Origin of the sequence: Nocardia sp. NPDC002869 (assembly GCF_046764065.1) — a bacterium.
GTDB classification, from domain to species: Bacteria; Actinomycetota; Actinomycetes; order Mycobacteriales; family Mycobacteriaceae; genus Nocardia; species Nocardia rhamnosiphila.
This window is the reverse complement of the sequence record NZ_JBKOOL010000136.1, coordinates 1-15,741: the sequence shown is the minus strand read 5'-3', so window position 1 is coordinate 15,741 and position 15,741 is coordinate 1. Positions and strand designations below refer to the sequence as shown.

Genomic DNA, 15,741 nt, shown 5'->3' with positions numbered 1-15,741 from the left:
GTGCCCCGCACGATCCGGCGCGGTCGTCTGTTCCCGGGTGATCCGTCGGCCCCGCGGCTACCCTTCCCCCGGCCACCAGCGTTCGAGGACCTGCGCGACACCGTCCTCACTGTTGGTCCCGGTGATCTCGTCGGCGGCCGCGAGCGCCTCCGGATGGGCGTGCCCCATCGCGACCCCCAGCCCGACCATGCGCAGCATCGGGATGTCGTTGGGCATATCGCCGAAGGCGACCATATCCGCGGGATCGACTCCGAGCCGCTCGCCCAGGGTCCGCAGCCCCGATGCCTTGCTGACCCCGGGCGCGGAGATCTCGATCAGGCCGTGTTCGGTGGAGTAGGTGATATCGGCGCGGTCGCCGATATGGGCGGCCAGCGTCACCGCCATATCGCCGCTACGGGCGCCGGGTAGCCGGATCAGCATCTTGATCGCCGGGGTGTCGATGACCTCGTCGCGGGCTACGGCGGTGTCGTCGGGATTCAGCCAGGCGTGCTCGTACTGCGGTGAGCTGACGAATTGCGGAGTGGCCGCGTCGTGCGCGCTGGCGCCGATCCGTTCGGCCGCCAGCCCGCATCCGGGCAGCACCTTCTCCGCGATATCGGCGACCCAGGCCAGGGTTTCCACATCCAGCACCGACGCCCCGAGCACCTTGTCGGTCCCGGCGTCGTAGAGCACGGCGCCGTTACCGCATACACACAGCGGCGCGAACCCGAGCCCGGCCACCACCGGGGCGATCCAGCGCGGCGGACGGCCGGTGGCCAGCACGAACGGCACTCCGTCCGCGACCAGTGCCGCCACCGCGGCCCGGGTCCGCGCCGTAACCCGCTCATAGGGATCGATCAGGGTGCCGTCCACATCGGAGGCCACCAGTTCCGGTCGGGTCTGCCGCGTTGCACTCACCCGTTCCATTCTGCTGGGTCGGCCGCGGCGCACCGGCGGGCGTACCCGTTCGCGGGGCGAACACGCAGCAGGCCGTCCGTCGCGCATGCCCGGGGATCGCTCCCTATGATCAGGGGCTACACCTGATATCGAGGGGAACGATGGCCGGCTTTCTGCTACGACGGGCGCTCAATTACGTCGTGCTGCTGCTCTTGGCGTCCTTTCTCACCTTCAGCCTCGCTTCGCTGACCTTCCGGCCGCTGGACAGCCTGGAACAGCGCAATCCGCGACCGCCGCAGTCGGTGATCGACGCCAAGGCCGAGGAACTACATCTGAACGAGCCGATTCCGCAGCGCTACGTCACCTGGGTGACGGGTGCGGTGCACGGCGATTTCGGCGAGACGCTCGGCGGGCAACCGGTGAGCGAGGAACTCGGCCGCCGGGTCGGGGTCAGTCTGCGGTTGCTCATCCTCGGTTCGATCATCGGCACGGTCCTGGGCGTGCTCATCGGTGCGGCCGGCGCGATCCGCCAGTACCGATTCAGTGACTATTTCACGACCGTCGTATCCCTGCTGATCCTGTCGACCCCAGTGTTCCTGCTGGCGACGCTGCTGAAATTCGGTGCGCTCGAGATCAACTCGGCCACCGGGACGCAGATCTTCCTCTACACCGGCGAAACGTCGGCGACCACTATCGAGGGGTTCGGCGCCCAGCTGGTCGACCGCCTGCAACATCTGGTGCTGCCCACCCTGGCCCTGGCCCTGGGTGGGATGGCCGGATACAGCCGCTACCAGCGCAATGCCATGCTCGATGTCCTGCAGAGCGATTTCATCCGAACCGCCCGGGCCAAAGGCCTCACCCGCAACCGGGCCCTCTACAAACACGGGCTGCGGACCGCACTCATCCCGATGGCCACGCTGTTCGCCTACAGCTTCGGCGGGCTGATCACCGGCGCCACCTTCACCGAGAAGATCTTCGGCTGGCACGGCGTCGGGGAATGGCTGGTCGATTCCATCAACGCCCAGGACATCTACGTGGTCGCCACGGTGACCGCGTTCGCCGGGCTGGTGGTCCTGGTGTCGGGTCTGCTCTCCGATATCGTCTACGCGATTCTCGACCCCCGGGTGCGTGTGGGATGAGCATCAACGAAACCGAGATCCTGGTCCAGGGCGCACCCGAACCGGTCGCTTCCGGCCGGCGCAAACTCATCCTGCGCCGCTTCCTGCGCAACAAACCCGCGCTGGTCGGTACCGCGGTGCTGATCCTGATGTTCCTGGCCAGTTTCGTACTGCCATCGTTGCTGCCCTACGACTATCAGGACATCGACTACACCGCCCTGCTCCAACCGCCCAGCCCACAGCATCCTTTCGGTACCACCGAGATCGGCCAGGATGTACTCGCCCAGACCCTGCGCGGGCTACAGAAGTCGCTCATCATCGGCTTGTGCGTGGCCGTGTTCTCCACCACCATCGCCGCCGTCACCGGCGCGGTGGCCGGACTGCTGGGTGGCTGGACCGACCGGACCATCATGTGGGTGGTCGACCTGCTGCTGGTGGTGCCGAGTTTCATCATCGTGGCCCTGTTCGCGCCGCGTACCAAGGGCAGCGGTTCGATCGTGCTGCTGATCATCCTGCTCAGTGTGTTCGGCTGGATGATCAGCGCGCGGATCGTGCGCGGCCTGACCATGAGCCTGCGCGAACGCGAATTCGTCCGGGCCGCCCGCTATATGGGCGCGCCGACCCGGACGATCATCCTCACCCATATCGTGCCGAACATCGCCTCGATCCTGATCATCGACACCACGCTCACCGTCGGCGCCTCGATCATGGCCGAGACCGGGCTCAGCTTCCTCGGTTTCGGGGTACAGCCGCCGGATGTGTCGCTGGGCACGCTGATCGCGAACGGCACCAGTTCCGCCATGACCTATCCGTGGCTGTTCCTCTTCGCGGGCGGTCTGCTGATCATCACCGTGCTCTGCGCGAACCTCGTCGGCGACGGCCTGCGCGACGCCTTCGACCCCGGCGCGAAACGCGCCCGGTCCCGGCCGTCGCGGAAGGCGCGCAAGGCGGCGGAGAAGTCCCGGCAGGCGGAGGAAGCGGGGACATGACCGGAGAGACCACGACGGTGCAATCGGCAGCGGACCGGGCCGTACCCGGTGCATCCGGCTCGGGCCAGGGCCGCGCGCCCCTGCTGGAGGTATCGGATCTGCGCGTCTCGTTCCCCAGCGAAGAAGGCCGCGTCGACGCGGTCCGCGGGGTGGACTACACGGTCGCCGACGGCGAGGTCCTGGCGATCGTCGGCGAATCCGGATCCGGGAAATCGGTGTCCTCCCTCGCCGTGATGGGTCTGCTGCCCGAACAGGCCCGGGTCACCGGCTCGATCCGGTTACGCGGACGGGAGCTGCTCGGCCTCGGCGACCGGGAACTGTCGAAACTGCGCGGTAGCGCGGTGAGCATGGTGTTCCAGGACCCGCTCTCGGCGCTCACCCCGGTGTACCGGGTGGGCGATCAGGTCGCCGAAGCTCTACTCGCGCACGGGAATATGAGCAAGGCCGAGGCGGCGAAACGCGCGGTCGAACTACTCGATCTGGTCGGTATCCCCGACCCGGAACTGCGCGCGAAGGCCTTCCCGCACGAATTCTCCGGCGGTATGCGCCAGCGGGTGGTCATCGCCATGGCGATCGCCAACGATCCGGCGCTCATCATCTGCGACGAACCGACCACCGCACTCGATGTGACGGTGCAGAAGCAGATCCTGAACCTGCTGCGCAAAGCGCGCGATATCACCGGCGCGGGCGTCGTCATGATCACCCACGATATGGGTATCGCGGCCACCCTCGCCGATCGCGTGGCCGTGATGTACGCGGGCCGGATCGTGGAAACCGCGACCACCGCGCAGGTTTTCCGAAGTCCCCGGATGCCCTACACCGTGGGGTTGCTCGGCTCGATCCCGCGGATGGACGGGCCGCCCCGGGCCCCGCTGATCCCGATCGTCGGCGCGCCTCCGGCGATGCACGCGCTGCCGCGGGGATGTTCGTTCGCGCCGCGCTGCCCGGTCGCGGTCGAGGACTGCCGCGCCGCGGAACCGCCGCTGGCCGAGACCGTTCCGGGCCATCGCGCGGCGTGCGTCCGTACGGACGAGGTCGATTCGGCGGCGCTGTTCGACGCCTATCGCCGCGAGATCGGCGAGCCGGCGGCGCTTCCCGCGACCGATCCGCAGCCGGTGCTGAAAGTGACGGATCTGGTCAAAACCTTCCCCATCACCTCCGGGGTGATCCTGCGCCGCCGCAAAGGCGAGGTCCGCGCCGTGGACGGGATCAGTTTCGAGGTCCGCGCCGGACGCACCCTGGCCCTGGTCGGTGAATCCGGGTCGGGTAAATCCACCACCCTCACCCAGATCCTGGACATGGTGAAACCGCAGGCCGGGACCATCGAGATCATGGGCCGCGATACCGCCACCCTCAGCACCGCGCAACGTGGTGAACTGCGCCGCAAACTGCAGATCGTCTTCCAGGATCCCACGGCCTCACTGGATCCGCGGCTCCCGGTTTCCGATATCGTCTCCCAGCCGATGCGCATCGCGAAGCGGCCGAAATCCGAGATCACCCGGCGCGTACCGGATCTGCTGCGGCAGGTGGGCCTGCGGCCCGAACACGCCGACCGCTATCCGGGTGATTTCTCCGGCGGCCAGAAACAGCGCATCTGCATCGCCCGGGCGCTGGCCCTGGACCCCGAACTGCTGGTGCTCGACGAGCCGGTGTCGTCACTGGATGTCTCGATCCAGGCGGGCGTGCTCAATCTGCTGCGCGACCTGCAGGCCGAACGCGGGCTCTCCTACCTCTTCGTCTCCCACGACCTCTCGGTGGTGCGCAATCTGGCCCACGATATCGCGGTGATGTATCGGGGCAAGATCGTCGAAGCGGGGCCGGCGGAACAGATCTTCGGCGATCCGGGACACGAATACACACGATCACTGATCGATGCCGTGCCCGTACCCGTGGTAGAGGGTTGACGGACGTGTTCTCCGGACCCACCGGCAGGAAGGATGAACGGCCATGAGGATTCGATCATTGCGGAGGCTCGCGGTGCCGCTGTGCACCGTAGCCCTGCTCGCGGCCGGTTGTGGAGCGAACGACTCCGGGGCGCCCGAGGGCGCGGTCGCCGAACTGGGCACGGTCAACGACATCAACCCGCACGATGTGAGCGAACTGCGTGACGGCGGGAATCTGCGGCTGGCCGCCACCTCCTTCCCGGAGACCTGGAACCCGATGCAGATCGACAGCGACGGCGAATCCGCGAGCATCATGCGCCCGATGCTGCCGCGCGCGTTCACCACCGACGCGGCCGGTGCCATCTCGGTCAACACCGACTTCTTCACCGGCGTCGAGCTGACCAATACCGAGCCGCAGCAGGTCACCTACACCATCAATCCCAAGGCGGTGTGGTCCGACGGGTCCCCCATCACCTGGGAGGACATCGCTTCCCAGGCCAACGCCATGAGCGGCAAGGATCCGAAGTTCCTCATCGGCAACACCAACGGATTCGACCGGATCGAGAAGGTCGAACGCGGTACCGACGACCGCCAGGCGATCATCACCTTCAAGAGCCACTATGCCGACTGGGCCGGTCAGTTCGCCGGGAACTCCATGCTGCTGCCGAAGGAAGCCACGGCCACACCGGACGCGTTCAACGAGGCCTGGCGCAACGCCCCCGGAAAGACCTCGGGTCCGTTCGTCGTCCAGTCCACCGACCGCGGCCAGGGCCGGATCGTGCTGGGCCGCAATCCGAAATGGTGGGGCGCTACACCGAAACTCGACACCATCACCTACAGCGTGCTGTCGAGCGAAGCGATGGTGCCGGCGCTGGCCAACAACGAGATCGACGCCATCGGCCTGGCCACCCGCGACGATATGCAGACCGCCCGCAATACGCCCGGTGTGGCGATCCGGCGCGCTCCCGGTAACAGCTGGTCGCATCTGACCTTCAACGGCGCCCCGGGCTCGCTGCTGGAGGACCCGAAACTGCGGGTCGCCGTCATCAAGGCCATCGACCGCGCCGGTATCGCCAAGGCCATGCAGAACGGCCTGGTGAACGACCCGCAGCCGCTGAACAACCACATCTTCATCCAGGGCCAGAAGGGCTATCAGGACAACAGCCTGCCCTTCGATCCCGAGGCCGCCAGGCAGGAACTCGACGCCCTGGGCTGGACGCTGAACGGGGACGTCCGGGAGAAGGACGGCCGCAAACTGGTGATCCGCGACGTCATGTACAACGACAAGACCTGGGTGCAGGTCGCGCAGATCATCCAGCAGAACCTGCGACAGGTGGGGATCGAACTCGCCATCGAGACCAAACCCGGCAGTGGTTTCTTCACCGACAACATCCAGCCCGGCAATTTCGATGTCGGCCAGTGGGTGTGGATGGGTGACGCGTTCCCGCTGAGCAGCATCCCGCAGATCTGGGGCTACTACCCCGAAAATCTGCAGGGTAACTACGGCCGCATCGGGTCGCCCGAGCTGAACGAGCTCATCGAGAAGACGCTGACCGAACTGGACCCGCAGAAGGCCATCGAGCTGGCCAATCAGGTCGACCAGGCGGTCTGGGCCGAGGGTCATTCGATCCCGCTGGTGCAGTCGGCCGGAAACGTCGGGGTCCGCGACAACCTCGCCAACTACGGCGCCGCGGGACTGGCTTCCCTGGACTACACGAAAATCGGTTTCCTGAAGTGAGCTCCCGGATAGGCCATCCGCTGGCCTATCCACTGTGCGTGACCATCGGCGCCCTCGCGGTACTCACCGCGTGGGCGCCGTTCGCCGATCCGGACCAGCTCAGCGCGCTGGCGGTGGCCGGCGCGGGCATCGTGGGATACAGCGGGTACCGGGTCGCGGTGGCGCTGGGGGTGGTCGGCTACCGAGCCGAGAGCGCCACGACAGTGACGGCGCGGCGGGTGAGACAGGAATATCAGCTGGTCAGCCGTTCCTGGCTGGAGTTGCGTGACGGCGAGGACGAGCGCTGGCTGCCGGTGTACTTCACACCGGAGCTGATCGGTTTCACCGGCGGCACGGCCCTGCTCGGCGAGCGGCAGATCGTGCTGCGGCCCGAGTCCGGCGGCCCCGAGCTGCCCGGGGGACCACGCGAGTTCCGGGTACTCCCGGCCGGCCGGGCCCGGGAGACCGAACCGGCCGGTCGCCTGGTCGACAATCCGACGCGAGTGGACCCGGAAGCGGAGACCCGGGCGGCCACCACCACGAAGACCACCCGCCGATTACTGTTGGACGCCCAGCCGGCGGTCGCCGCCCCGTTCGTCGCCCTGTTGTGGCTGTATGTGATGGGTGGCGGGACCGGGGCGTTCATTGCCGCCATGTGTGTGGCGGCCGCGACCGGGACCTGGCTCGGCGCCATCCGCGGCTCGGACCCGAGCTGAACACCGTACACGAGATACGCCCGACTCGGTCACCACCTCATCGGGGGCCGACCGCCCGCAAGCGCGCGAACTCAGTGCGGGATGGAATCGATGATCGCGCGGGCACCCTGGCGGAGCAGATCGGAGCCGACGAAGAAACCGAGAGCCTGCGGATCCTCCGGGACACCCCAGTGCTGCGAATCCAGCCACCGGGTGCCCTCGAGATCGAACACCTTGCCGCGCAACGACAGCCGACCGGTGGGTTCGATCACGCAGACCCCGGCGATCGGGGAATTGCAGTGCCCCTGCAGGGCGTGCAGCATGGCGCGTTCGGCGTCGGCGACGCGTCGGGTTTCGGCATGGTCGAGACGGCCGGTGAGTTCGCGGACCTCGTCATCGTCGGCGCGGCAGGCGAGCGTGAGCACGCCCGCGCCGATCGGCGGGCACATGACCTCGAGCGGCAGGATCTCGGTGATCCGGTCCTGCCGGCCGATGCGATGCATCCCGGCGACGGCGGCGATCAGCACATCGCAGTAGCCGTCCTCCAGCCGCTCCAGCCGGGTGTTCATATTCCCGCGCAGCGGTTTCATCACCAGCCCCGGATAGTGCAGGCGCAACTGCGCCGCCCGGCGCACCGAACTGGTCCCGACCACCGTCCCCGGCGGTTGTTCGGCGAGCGGGCGGCCGTCCTTGGTGATGATCGCGTCGCGCACATCGTCGCGCTCCGGGAAACCGGCGAACGCGATACCTTCCGGGATCGGGATATCGCCGGGAATATCCTTCAGGCAATGCACAGCGAGATCGGCCCGGTCCTCCAGCAACGCGTCGTCGATCTCCTTGACGAAAGCCCCCTTGCCGCCGAGCTGCGCCAGATCACCCATCCAGCGGTCGCCGGCGGAGGTCACTTTCACCAGTTCGGTGTCGACACCGAACTCGGATAGACCGGTCGCAACCTGCTCGGCTTGGGCTACTGCCATAGGACTGGCCCGGGTCGCGACCCGGATAATGCGCGAGGCCATGGCGTGACTCTACCGCCGCCGGAATTCGCCCTCGAGGGGCGGTAGTACGCGCTTCGGGGTGGGAGTGACCCTGGTCACGACCAGACGAAGGTCAGTAGAGGTAGCGGGCCTGGGCAATCAGAATGTTGTCTCCGGAGACGGCATAGACGAGACGGTGCTCGTCGTTGATTCGGCGAGCCAGTACCCGGACTTATCGCCCTTCAACGGCTCGGGTTCGCCCAGCCCGGTGAACGGGTCACGATCGATATCGTCGATCAAACGCATGACCCGCAACGCTATTTTTCGATCGGCGGAGATCCAGCGGCCGAGGTCTTCGAATGCGACCTTCGCGAAGGTGACTTTCATTCGAGCTTTTCGGCGAGCTTCGCCAAGTCCACTTCAACAGAATCACCGGCCTCCAGCTGGGCGATACCTTGCGCGAGGCGCGCGGCGTTGGCGGGAGAACGCATCAGGTAGAGGGTCTCGCGAAGGGAGTTGTACTCGTCCTCGGAGATCAGGACGGCGTTGCCTTTGCGACTGGTGATATGCACGGCGATGGCGTCGTCGTCACCTGTTCGATGAGCGGGTACAGGTTGGCCCGCGCCTCGCTGACGGACATGCTGGTCATCGGCCGGTTTCCCTTCCCTGTATCGCCATTGAGTGGTACCGGTTTATGGGGCAAGTGGTCGAGCAATCCCGGTAGGCACAACCTTGCCGCCCGCAGAACCGCAGGCGGGTATGCCACCTACCACGTGACAAATGGCAGCCCAGGAATCCGTCGAGAGGTAGTGGAGGATGGTGAGCGACCATCGACGACGGGTCTTCGACGAGGAGCTGGACCGCGGCTGTGATCACCACCGGAAGTTACGCCTACCGCAGGCCCGACGGCATTGCGGTAATACCGGCCGCGCTGCTCAGACCGTAGTCACCACCGACTCCTGACACTGCTGCAACATTATTCGGATCCCGACTCGACGCCCGCCGATCGTTACAACATCCCTGCTGGGTCGGTGGCCCGGTATGAGAGTGCGGTGGTATCCGGGTCAGCCCCGGGCGACGGCAGCGAGAAAGGAATCCCACGCCGCCGGATCGACCACCAGGGCCGGTCCGGCGGGGTTCTTGGAGTCACGGATGCCAACCGCACCGTCCGCGAGGAGCGCGACCTCGACGCAGTTCTTGTCCGCGCCACTGAAACTGCTCTTGAACCATTCGGCGCCGGAAAGATCTGTCATCACTAGAGGTACTCCTTTGCCAAACGCCTCAACATATCCCTGCTCTGCACCATGTCCAGTGCTGCGTTGAGGAGAGTCCGATTGGCTTCAGCATACCGGCGGACAGCGGACTCCTTCTCCAGATAGAGGTCACCGGTGAAGCTTTCGATGTACACGACCGTAGGATCCGGCCTCCCCCGCCTCCCGGTGTCTCCCGGTTCGAGGATGACGAACGGGCCGATCGCCACTCCGAGCGGAAAGCCCGCCGAGAACGGCAGGACTCGGACAGCGATGTTGTCCCGGGTACTCAAGTCGGCCAGATGGCGAAGCTGTGCGGCCATGACTCTTCTGCTGCCCACAACCGTTCGCAGCGCCGCCTCACGGAGCACGATGTCGACGACCATCGGCTTGGCCCTGCGGGTAATTCTCTTCTGCCGCGCGTGGCGCAGTGCGACTCGGCGCTCGAGCTCGGCCGGGCTGTCATCCGGATATGCGGCCCGCATCAGGGCATACATGTACGCGGGTGTCTGTACGAGGCCCGGAATGATCTCCGGCTCGTAAGTTCGGAGCCGCTGCGCACTCGACTCGAGATCCACGAATACGTCGAAATGTTCGGGGATGAGATCCCCGTACTCGTGCCACCAGCTCTGCCCGGCTGCCTGCCGAGCCAGACCCTTGAGCACCTCGGTGAATTCGTCGCTGAACTCGTAGATCCGGCACAATGCCTCCACATCCGCCAACCGGATTCGTTCGGTCCTGCCGACCTCCAGCCGCTGGACCGTGCTGATACTCCACTGCATCAGCGCGCCCACATCGGCCAGCGTCAGCCCTAACGCTTCCCGCCCGTTGCGCAGGTGTTTACCCAGCTGCCGCCGGGGCAGCGTCGATCCAGCGAACTCGGCCATTCGCCTATCTCCGTTCGAAGGGGACCAGGCATTCTCATCCTCGAAAAAAGCACAGCCGGGGATAAAAAACACCGTGGTGATTCGGATGGTTTCTCGATCGCGCCTGGCACAGCACCCAAACTCGATGCTGTGCTGGGTACGCGCCCGGTATGGGGAAGCCGCCGCAAGCCCCCGCTTCCCCGTCCGGTGCCCCTGATAATCCACCGGGCCGGGCGCGCTCACAGTACCCCCGATTCTCGTCAGAGGTGTTGCGATCGACGGTCTTTCGTACCTCGGCCGACCGTGCCCACCCGAGGGCCCGCAGGGCTGGTCTAGAGCCGCTCGGCCACCGCGCTCGCCTCGAGCCGGCCGGGCGAATCCGAGAAGGTCACGGACTGAGGTAGTAATGCAGGAACGCTTCTCGACCGTCGGATCTCGTCCAATCCCCCGGGCCGCTGTGCACTCGGTGCCAGCCCGCCCGTTCGTACAATGAGATAGCGGCGGCGGCGCCGTCTTCCACATCGAGTACCGCCCGGCGGCCGCGCAGCCGGGCCATCTCCACCGCCGCCTCGAGCAGAGCGCGACCGGTGCCGCACCGTCGGCTCGACGACACGACGAACAAGCGGATCACCGAGATGGGCGCGACATTGCCGCCAACAGCGGCACGAACCGCCGGTGGAAGCGCACTCTCACCGATACCGATATGGCCGGCCACGGTGTGCCCGGCCGCGGCGATCCGCGCGTCGATCAGCTTCGCCGGGTTCAACCAGCCGGCCGGGTCCGCAGGCCAGGCCGCCGGGTAGCCGTCCGTCTCGTGCACGCGGCGCAGCGCTGCCACGCAGGACGGTAGATCGTCGAGGATTCTGGGCCGGATATCCACCGACCGCACCGTGCTACCCGGCCGGTTCGGACAGCTTCCGGGAGCGCAGTTCGTGTCCCTTGGAGGTCTTACAGCGACCCGACTCCAGATCCCACTGCCAGCCGTGCAGGTTGCAGGTCAGCGTGTTGCCGTCCACCACACCGAATTTCGACAGGTCCGCCTTCAGATGCGGGCAGCGGCGCTGGATCTCCCAACCCGCCACCTCCACCGAGGCCGAATCGTCGTGCGCTTCGGAGAACCAGCCGTCCGCGTAGGCGATCCGCTCATCGGTGAGGCATTTGAAGAAGGTGTAGAGGTATTCGTTGTAGCCACCGATCCGCCACGCCTGGAAACGAGTGGACAGGAAAATGGTGTTCACCCAGTCGGGTTCGTTGTCACGCAGCACGGTGCGCACCAGTTCGGGCGCGATCCGGAAGCCGTAACGGTATTTACCCTCGCCCTCCAGCGGCGCACGGACGGCCCGCGTCGGGAAGTCCAGGACCACGGTCTCCTCGCCGATCACGAGCCCGACCGGGTAACCGATACCGTCGCAGATGAGATCGCTCTGCGCCATGATCGGCTCGAACAGCGCCTTCAGCGGTTCCAGCAGGGGTTCGCCCTCGGCGGGCGCCCAGGTCTTCTTCTCCGCCACCAGCACCGGCGCCAGCCGCTGCGCCATCTTCTCGATGTAAGCGGCCTTGTCGGTCCAGATGGTGTCGGGATCGTAGGGGTGATCCAGTTCGAGTCCGGCACCGTGCACCTCGACCACCGAACCGGGCACCATCAGCACGCCGCGGTCGTGCCCGTGCTCGCGCATCTGCTCGAGGAAGACCATCTGGTCGGGGAAGATATTGCCCTCGTCACCGTGGTCGTCGTTGAGATAGCGCAGTTCGTCGTCGAGGAAAACCGGCGGTCCGGCAGACGGGACCACCCAGGTGGCGCCGACCTGCTCGATATAGCTGCGGGCCCGGTCCATTCCGCGCTGCCGCTTCTGTTTACCGAAATTCGATTTCGTCCGGGCCGGGATGTCGTAGACCATCGGATACCAGATGGCGCCCGAGTACTGCAGCAGATGAATATCGATCGTGCCGAACGCCTCGTGCAGCACGTCCATATCGACCGGCCGCGCGTCGTTCATATTGAAACAGGTGGTTTCGCCGTCGGAGACGATCAGCCCGGAATCACCGATCGGGCCGTCCGCGGGGGCGCGCAGCGCGACGATCATGATCTCCAGTTCGGCGGCCGGGTCGCCGCCGCCGATCCCCATCGACCCGTTGATCTTGTGTTTGACCGAATCCTCGGTCTCGAAGAATTTGTGGAAGCCCAGTTTCTCCAGCTCACGGCGCAGATCCGGAACAGGGTAGTCGGGCAGCAGAACGGTCGCGTCCTTGTTCACGTACTCGGCCAGATGCGCGGCGTCGAAATGGTCGCGGTGCAGATGCGACACATAGAGGAAATCGCAGTTACCCAGTTCCTCCCAGTCGAGCTGGGTGTTGTCCGGGAAAGGGAACCAGGATCCGAAGTACGCGGGGTTCACCCAGGGATCGCATAGGATCGTACCGGCCGCGGTCCGGATATGGAATCCCGCATGTCCGACGCTGGTGATCTGCACGAGCTCGCTCCTCCTGACCGTTTACGGCCCTCCAGGGTAGTGCTTCAGGACGAAATGTCCCCGATGCAGTAGCCGTCATCACCCTGTTCGAGTAGAAATGTCCGGTTCTGCGTGATTCCGGACTCATTCGTCACCGGCACCGCGACGGCCATATATCCGGTCGTGAGCGGCTGGGAACTGATCTGCTGATCGGTGAATCCGGTGATCGAGCCGAGCGTACCGGGATTCTCGGCGAGCGGCGCGGCTACGGGCGCGCCGGTGGACTCCGGATCCCAGGTGGCCGGGCTCGCCGCGCAGACCAGCGGGTACCGGTCCTCCAGGTCGGCGGGGTCCAGCGGCTGCCCGGCCGAGCGGGCCAGGTAGCGGCGCACGGTGTGCCGGGCGTCGGCGGCGTCGTAGACCGGTTCCACACCCGCCTCGGACACCCGGCCGCAGGCATACCCGGCGGCTACCCGGCGCTCGTCCACGGTGACCGTGGTGACTCCGTCGGTCCAGGTGAGCATGCCGTCCACCGCGGTACCCGGCTGGGCGAGCGCGCTGAGCACGGCATCACGGTCGGTGTACATGGTCTGCACGGTGAGCGGCGGAATGGTCCAGCACGTGCTCTGCAGGGTCGCGATATCCGCCGACCGCAGGTCGGCGGCGAACCGTTGCAGCGCGGGGGCGGCGTCGGGCACCCCGGGGACCGCGCCGACCGCGGGCGCGTCGGCGGGGACCGGTGGCAGCGCGGGAACCGACGGCGGCGCGCCCGCGGACGTGGCCTGCAGCTCGGTGCTCGGCGCGTCGCCCTCGGACGCCTGCACCGGCGGGCTGCCGGAATCGTCGCCCGGGATTCCGGATACCGAATCGCATCCGGTGCCCAGCAGCACTCCGGATACCGCGAGCCCCACGGCGACAGCGCGAACGCGGGCGCGTCGCGCGGTCTCACGGCCGATTCGGCGCAACGGTACGGGACGGGCGCGTTCCACTTCGACGATCACCTTTCCTGCGGTACATAGCGGTTCGGTCGAGACATCGGGGTTCGACCGCACCACGGCGGGCCCGGGATCCGGCGGGGCGGGGCGCGCGCGGCGGACCGGTCGCTGCCGGTCATCATGACAGCGACTACGCTAGCGGACTTGTGGAACCCGTCTACCGGACGATCATCGGGCTGGCCCGGACCGTCTTCTTTCTCGAGGGCCTGAAGTTCACCATCACCGGCGATGAGAACATTCCCGTGGCCGGGGGCGCGGTGCTCGCGGTCAACCACACCGGGTACATGGATTTCACCTATGCGGGTCTGCCGGTACGCACCCCCAAACGCTACATCCGCTTCATGGCCAAGAGCGAGGTCTTCGACAACAAGATCGCCGGGCCGATCATGCGAGCTCTCAAACATATTCCGGTGGACCGGGCCGCGGGCGCCGACTCGTACAAGGCCGCGGTGGACTATCTGCGGCGCGGCGAACTGGTCGGCGTATACCCCGAAGCCACCATCAGCCGCAGTTTCGAGATCAAGGACCTGAAATCCGGCGCCGCCCGGATGGCGATCGAGGCCGGCGTACCGATCATCCCGATCACCATCTGGGGCGCCCAGCGGATCTGGACGAAAGGGCATCCGAAACGGCTGGGCCGCAGCAACACCCCCATCTCCATCGCCGTCGGCACACCGATCCAGCCCTATGAACCGGCGTCCGAACTCACCACCGAACTGAAGACCGCCATGCAGGAACTCTTGCGCGGCCTGCAGGAGAACTACGCCCACGAACCCGGTGCCTATTGGGTTCCGGCCCGGCTCGGGGGCGGCGCGCCTACCCTGGAAGAAGCCGATGCGATGGACGCCGCCGAGGTCGCGGAACGGATCGCCCGGAGACGGGCCGAACTCACCGGCCGGGACGACACCGACGCGTAACGTATACCCACCATGGGCGGGTAGGTGCCGAGCAGCGGGTAACCCGCAGGTAGTGAGCAGGAGTTGCGATGGCGCGGGAGCCGGTTTTCGATGTGCTGGCCGGGCTGGCGCACACCATCCTCTTCGCACAGGGGGTGCGCCTCGATATCCGCGGCCAGGAGAACATGCCGCGCACCGGGGGCGCGGTGCTTGCGGTGAACCACACCTCCTACCTGGATTTCATGGAGGTCGGGGTAGTGGGACGCCGGTCGGGCCGCAATGTGCGGTACATGATGAAAGCCGAGCTCGAACACGGCATCGTCGGATTTCTCATGAAGCATTGCAAAGCGATCGGCGTCGACCGGACAGCCGGCGCGGAATCGTTCGGCCGGGCGGTGGAGGCGCTACGCGACGGTGAGCTGGTCGTGGTCTACCCGGAAGCCACCATCAGCCGCAGTTTCGAATTGAAGGAATTCAAATCCGGTGCGGCCCGCATGGCGCTGCAGTCGGGGGCCCCGATCGTTCCGCTCACCATCTGGGGAGCACACCGCATCTGGACCAAAGGTTTCCCGAAACAACTGGGCCGGCACAATTTCCCGGTCCACATCCGCATCGGCGAACCACTGGTCGCCGCGGGTTCGGTCGACGAGGTGACCACCGCGCTACGCGGCCGGATGAGCGAACTCCTCACGGCGGCACAGGAGGGGTACCCGATGCCCGCCGGACAGCCGTGGGTCCCGGCCCGGTTGGGCGGTAGTGCCCCGACGCTGGAGCAGGCCGCGGTCCTGGAAGCCGAGGAATACGCCCGGCGGCGGATCCAGCGGCCGTAGGTTCCGGCGTACTCCCGGAAGCGGGGCCCGAGACCACCGGGCAATTCGGATACCCGCCCAGGTCTGCGGCCGGGGTCAAGACTGTCCCGCGGTACGTCTTGGTTGTCGATGCCCAGGCGCGCCGCAGCAACGACACAATTGAGCCCCTTGCCGCCCGGATTCGCCGTGAAACGCCCACGCGCGAAACCGCGAGCGTCGG

Annotated in this window: 15 protein-coding genes and 1 pseudogene; 7 read left to right on the top strand and 9 right to left on the bottom strand. The window is 66.6% G+C overall.

Annotation, left to right across the window (positions count from 1 at the left end):
* Positions 1–57: 57 nt before the first annotated feature.
* Positions 58–906, bottom strand: a complete 849-nt coding sequence (locus tag ACLML9_RS21765) for an HAD family hydrolase (protein ID WP_411947264.1) — start codon at positions 904–906, stop codon at positions 58–60.
* Positions 907–1,037: 131 nt separating this feature from the next.
* Here ACLML9_RS21765 and ACLML9_RS21760 point away from each other — a divergent pair, with 131 nt between their 5' ends.
* The 5 genes from ACLML9_RS21760 to ACLML9_RS21740 are packed head-to-tail and all read left to right on the top strand — an operon-like array spanning position 1,038 to position 7,299.
* Positions 1,038–2,015 carry an ABC transporter permease gene (locus tag ACLML9_RS21760; protein WP_411947263.1) on the top strand — a complete coding sequence of 326 codons (978 nt, stop codon included), beginning with the start codon at positions 1,038–1,040 and terminating at the stop codon, positions 2,013–2,015.
* Positions 2,012–2,983: an ABC transporter permease gene (locus ACLML9_RS21755; RefSeq protein ID WP_411947262.1), complete on the top strand. Its 972-nt coding sequence runs from the start codon at positions 2,012–2,014 to the stop codon at positions 2,981–2,983. The genes ACLML9_RS21760 and ACLML9_RS21755 overlap by 4 nt, the downstream gene beginning before the upstream one ends.
* Positions 2,980–4,887, top strand: coding sequence for a dipeptide ABC transporter ATP-binding protein (locus ACLML9_RS21750; protein ID WP_411947261.1), 1,908 nt, complete (start codon positions 2,980–2,982; stop codon positions 4,885–4,887). The genes ACLML9_RS21755 and ACLML9_RS21750 overlap by 4 nt, the downstream gene beginning before the upstream one ends.
* Before the next feature lie 43 nt (positions 4,888–4,930).
* Positions 4,931–6,604, top strand: coding sequence for an ABC transporter family substrate-binding protein (locus ACLML9_RS21745; protein ID WP_411947260.1), 1,674 nt, complete (start codon positions 4,931–4,933; stop codon positions 6,602–6,604).
* A complete protein-coding gene (locus ACLML9_RS21740) occupies positions 6,601–7,299 on the top strand; it encodes a hypothetical protein (protein WP_411947259.1) in 699 nt (232 codons plus the stop codon). Before ACLML9_RS21745 ends, ACLML9_RS21740 begins: the two co-directional genes overlap by 4 nt.
* A 71-nt stretch (positions 7,300–7,370) precedes the next feature.
* Here the strand turns inward: ACLML9_RS21740 and hemC are convergent, their stop codons facing one another.
* The 8 genes and pseudogenes from hemC to ACLML9_RS21700 form a co-directional block, all read right to left on the bottom strand.
* Positions 7,371–8,297, bottom strand: coding sequence for a hydroxymethylbilane synthase (gene hemC / locus ACLML9_RS21735; protein ID WP_411947258.1), 927 nt, complete (start codon positions 8,295–8,297; stop codon positions 7,371–7,373).
* A 91-nt stretch (positions 8,298–8,388) separates the two neighbouring features.
* Positions 8,389–8,642, bottom strand: a pseudogene (locus ACLML9_RS21730) (Txe/YoeB family addiction module toxin).
* Positions 8,639–8,827, bottom strand: coding sequence for a type II toxin-antitoxin system Phd/YefM family antitoxin (locus ACLML9_RS21725; RefSeq protein WP_411947257.1), 189 nt, complete (start codon positions 8,825–8,827; stop codon positions 8,639–8,641). The pseudogene ACLML9_RS21730 and the gene ACLML9_RS21725 overlap by 4 nt, the downstream one beginning before the upstream one ends.
* A gap of 492 nt (positions 8,828–9,319) precedes the next feature.
* Positions 9,320–9,511: a DUF397 domain-containing protein gene (locus ACLML9_RS21720; protein WP_411947256.1), complete on the bottom strand. Its 192-nt coding sequence runs from the start codon at positions 9,509–9,511 to the stop codon at positions 9,320–9,322.
* Entirely contained in the window at positions 9,511–10,614 is a 1,104-nt protein-coding gene (locus ACLML9_RS21715) for a helix-turn-helix domain-containing protein (protein ID WP_411947255.1), read from the bottom strand. Before ACLML9_RS21715 ends, ACLML9_RS21720 begins: the two co-directional genes overlap by 1 nt.
* Positions 10,615–10,759: 145 nt before the next feature.
* Positions 10,760–11,251, bottom strand: coding sequence for a GNAT family N-acetyltransferase (locus ACLML9_RS21710; RefSeq protein WP_411947254.1), 492 nt, complete (start codon positions 11,249–11,251; stop codon positions 10,760–10,762).
* Positions 11,252–11,264: 13 nt separating this feature from the next.
* Positions 11,265–12,842, bottom strand: coding sequence for a Rieske 2Fe-2S domain-containing protein (locus ACLML9_RS21705; RefSeq protein WP_411947253.1), 1,578 nt, complete (start codon positions 12,840–12,842; stop codon positions 11,265–11,267).
* Between the two features lie 44 nt (positions 12,843–12,886).
* Positions 12,887–13,822, bottom strand: a complete 936-nt coding sequence (locus ACLML9_RS21700; protein ID WP_411947252.1) for a hypothetical protein — start codon at positions 13,820–13,822, stop codon at positions 12,887–12,889.
* Positions 13,823–13,962: 140 nt separating this feature from the next.
* On the opposite strand from ACLML9_RS21700, the gene ACLML9_RS21695 reads away from it, so the two are divergent.
* Both ACLML9_RS21695 and ACLML9_RS21690 read left to right on the top strand, forming a co-directional pair.
* Positions 13,963–14,733, top strand: a complete 771-nt coding sequence (locus ACLML9_RS21695) for a lysophospholipid acyltransferase family protein (RefSeq protein WP_411947251.1) — start codon at positions 13,963–13,965, stop codon at positions 14,731–14,733.
* Positions 14,734–14,801: 68 nt separating this feature from the next.
* Positions 14,802–15,542, top strand: a complete 741-nt coding sequence (locus tag ACLML9_RS21690; RefSeq protein WP_411947250.1) for a lysophospholipid acyltransferase family protein — start codon at positions 14,802–14,804, stop codon at positions 15,540–15,542.
* Positions 15,543–15,741 lie beyond the last annotated feature (199 nt).